The 2,968-nt window shown below is 69.2% G+C and carries 3 protein-coding genes; 2 read left to right on the top strand and 1 reads right to left on the bottom strand.

Translation table 11 applies throughout. The features are described 5' to 3' along the window. Together AC2VNT_RS10175 and fadD17 are read left to right on the top strand one after the other, a co-directional pair. Positions 1-936: acyl-CoA dehydrogenase family protein (locus tag AC2VNT_RS10175; RefSeq protein ID WP_486946736.1), on the top strand; the 936-nt coding region annotated here is incomplete at its 5' end. Positions 937-938: 2 nt separating this feature from the next. Continuing rightward, the gene (gene fadD17 / locus AC2VNT_RS10170; RefSeq protein WP_486946735.1) at positions 939-2,450 is read left to right on the top strand and encodes a long-chain-fatty-acid--CoA ligase FadD17; all 1,512 of its coding nucleotides are present in this window, start codon (positions 939-941) and stop codon (positions 2,448-2,450) included. 295 nt (positions 2,451-2,745) lie between these two features. On the opposite strand, the gene AC2VNT_RS10165 is transcribed toward fadD17, so the two are convergent. Continuing rightward, the coding region (locus tag AC2VNT_RS10165; protein WP_486946734.1) for a hypothetical protein at positions 2,746-2,968 on the bottom strand (223 nt) is incomplete at its 5' end.

The raw sequence follows: 2,968 nt of genomic DNA, 5'->3' as shown, positions 1-2,968 counted from the left end.
ACCGCTGCGCCGGAGTCGTTGGGCGGGGGCGGGTTTGGCGTGCTGGAACAAGTCGCCGTACTGGTCGGTCTCGGGCGGCAACTGGCGGCCGTCCCCTATCTGGACTCGGTGGTCCTGGCGGCCGGGGCGCTGGCCCGCTTCGGTTCGGCTGAGCTGCAACAAGAATGGGGCACGCCCGCGGTTTCCGGCTCGAAGGTCCTGGCGGTCGCGTTGGCCGGCGAGATGGGCGACGGACCCGTCCAGGCTGCCAGTTCGGGTGGGGGTTTCCGGCTGACCGGGGCCCGCACCCAGATCGCCTACGGGCCGGTTGCCGACGCTTTTCTGGTGCCCGCCGAAACCGATTCCGGCACTTGCGTGTTCCTGGTTGCCGCCGACGACCCCGGTGTCACGGTGACGTCCCTGGACACCACCGGCCTGGGCAGCATCGGGGCGCTGCGGCTAGACGGCGTCGAGGTTTCCAGCGGGCGGGTCGTCGGCGGTGACGTGATTGTGGGTTGGCTCGGCACTCTGGGCGCGTTGGGCCACAGCGCTTTCCAGCTCGGTGTGCTGGAACGAGGCCTGCAGATGACTGCCGAATACGCCCGCGAGCGTGAGCAGTTCGACCGCCCGATCGGCAGCTTCCAGGCAGTGGGCCAGCGACTCGCCGACGCCTATATCGACGTCAAGGGTCTGCGGCTGACCGTGACCCAGGCGGCGTGGCGGCTCAGCGAGGACCTGCCGGCCGACACCGAGGTGGCTACCGCGGCGTTCTGGGCGGCCGACGCCGGACACCGGGTCGCGCACACCATCGTGCACATTCACGGCGGTGTCGGCATCGACACCGACCATCCGGTGCACCGATACTTCCTGGCCGCCAAGCAAACCGAGTTCGCGCTCGGTGGAGCCACGGCAGCGCTGCTGAAAATCGGCCGCGAACTGGCGGACACCCCCGCCTAGCTGTGAACCAAGCTCTTCCCACCGTCGCCGAAATGCTGGCCCCGCTGGCCGACATCGACGACCGCGGCGTCTACTTCGAGGATTCGTTCGTCAACTGGCGCGACCATCTCCGCCACGGCGCCGCGGTCGCTTCGGCCGTGCGCGCCCGACTCGACCCGAACCGGCCGCCGCATGTCGGGGTGCTGCTGGAGAACACACCGTTCTTCTCCGCTGTCCTGGTAGCAGCGGGGATGTCGGGCATCATCCCGGTGGGTCTCAATCCGGTGCGCCGCGGCGAGGCGCTGGCCCGCGACATCGCGCACGCCGATTGCCAACTGGTGCTCGCTGATTCGAAATCTGCTGCGGCACTGGGAGATATCGAGCACGTCAACGTCGACTCGGACGAGTGGCTCTCAGAGATTGCCGCGCACCGCGATGCATCGGTGCAGTTTCAGCCGGCCTCCCCTGACGACCTGTTCATGCTGATCTTCACCTCGGGCACCAGCGGCGATCCCAAGGCCGTGATGTGCAGCCACGGCAAGGTCGCGGTCGCCGGCGTGACGATGTCCGAGCGGTTCAGTCTCGACACGTCAGACGTCTGCTATGCGTCGATGCCGTTGTTTCACTCGAACGCCGTGCTGGTCGGGTGGGCGGTGGCGCTGGCCTGCCGGGGTTCACTGGTGTTGCGGCGCAAGTTTTCCGCGTCAGGGTTTCTGCCGGATATCCGCCGCTACGGGGCGACCTACGCGAACTACGTGGGCAAGCCGCTGTCCTATGTGCTTGCCACTCCGGAGAGTCCTGACGATGCCGACAACCCGCTGCGGGCGGTGTACGGCAACGAGGGGGCACCCGCAGACATCGAGCGCTTCGCCGCCAGATTCGACTGCCGGGTCATCGACGGCTTCGGGTCGACCGAGGGCGGCATCGCGATCGGCCGCACCCCGGACACGCCGCCGGGGGCGTTGGGTCCGCTGCCCGACGAGGTCCAAATCGTCGACGTCGACACCGGGCAGCCCTGCCCGGTCGGTGTGGTCGGTGAGCTGGTAAACGTCACCGGCGCAGGGCGTTTCGAGGGTTACTACAACGATCCCGAGGCCAACGAACAGCGGATGGCCGGCGGTGTCTATCACAGTGGCGACCTGGCCTACCGCGACGAGGCCGGGTACGCCTATTTCGCCGGCCGGCTTGGCGACTGGTTACGCGTCGACGGCGAGAATCTGGGCACGGCGCCCATCGAGCGGGTGCTGGCCCGCCACCCGGATGTGGTCGAGGTGGCCGTGTACGCGGTGCCCGATCCTGCCGTCGGCGACCAGGTGATGGCCGCGCTGGTGCTGGGGCCTGGTGTGGAATTCGACGCCGACCAATTCCGGGCGTTTCTGGCCGAGCAGACCGACCTGGGCCCCAAGCAGTGGCCGTCGTACGTGCGGGTCACCGCGGCGCTGCCGAAGACGGCGACCTTCAAGGTGCTCAAGCGGCAGTTGACGGCCGAAGGGCTGCAGTGCGCAGATCCGGTCTGGCCGATCCGCCGTCGCTGACAAGCCGTGACGGCAGCCACCGTTGGGCACTCCCGCCGGGGTCGTGCACGCCGTAGCAGACGGCGCGATGACCGCTGTCGTCACCCAAGATCTAACACACTGCAGCCCACCTCACCTCAGCGCAGAGCCCCCGTCCCGATGACAACCACGGCACGCATCGGTGCGCCGGATCGACGCTGCGTCGTGAAGCGGTTGGTCTGGCGGTGTTCGGCGCGGTCACGCAGCCCGGTGAAACGACACGATCGCCGGACCCGTAGCGGGCCCGGCGATCGTGTTCGCCGATCTACTTTCTAATTCAGCTGCCGCTCCCGCCGGTGTTTCCGGCTGTACCGGCTGTACCCGGCGTGCCGGTCGTGACGCTGCCACCCGCACCGGCGTTGCCGCCCGCGCCGCCAGCGCCGACCGCGCCGCTGCCGCCGGCGGTCCCACCGGATGTGCCGGAGCCGCCAGCCCCGAGGGTGCCGCCGGTGACACCGTCGCCGCCGTGGCCGCCGGGGCGGCCGGTCGCGGGGGTGGCG

The organism is Mycobacterium sp. TH-M15 (assembly GCF_057473705.1).
This window is presented reverse-complemented; position numbering and strand designations above follow the sequence as displayed.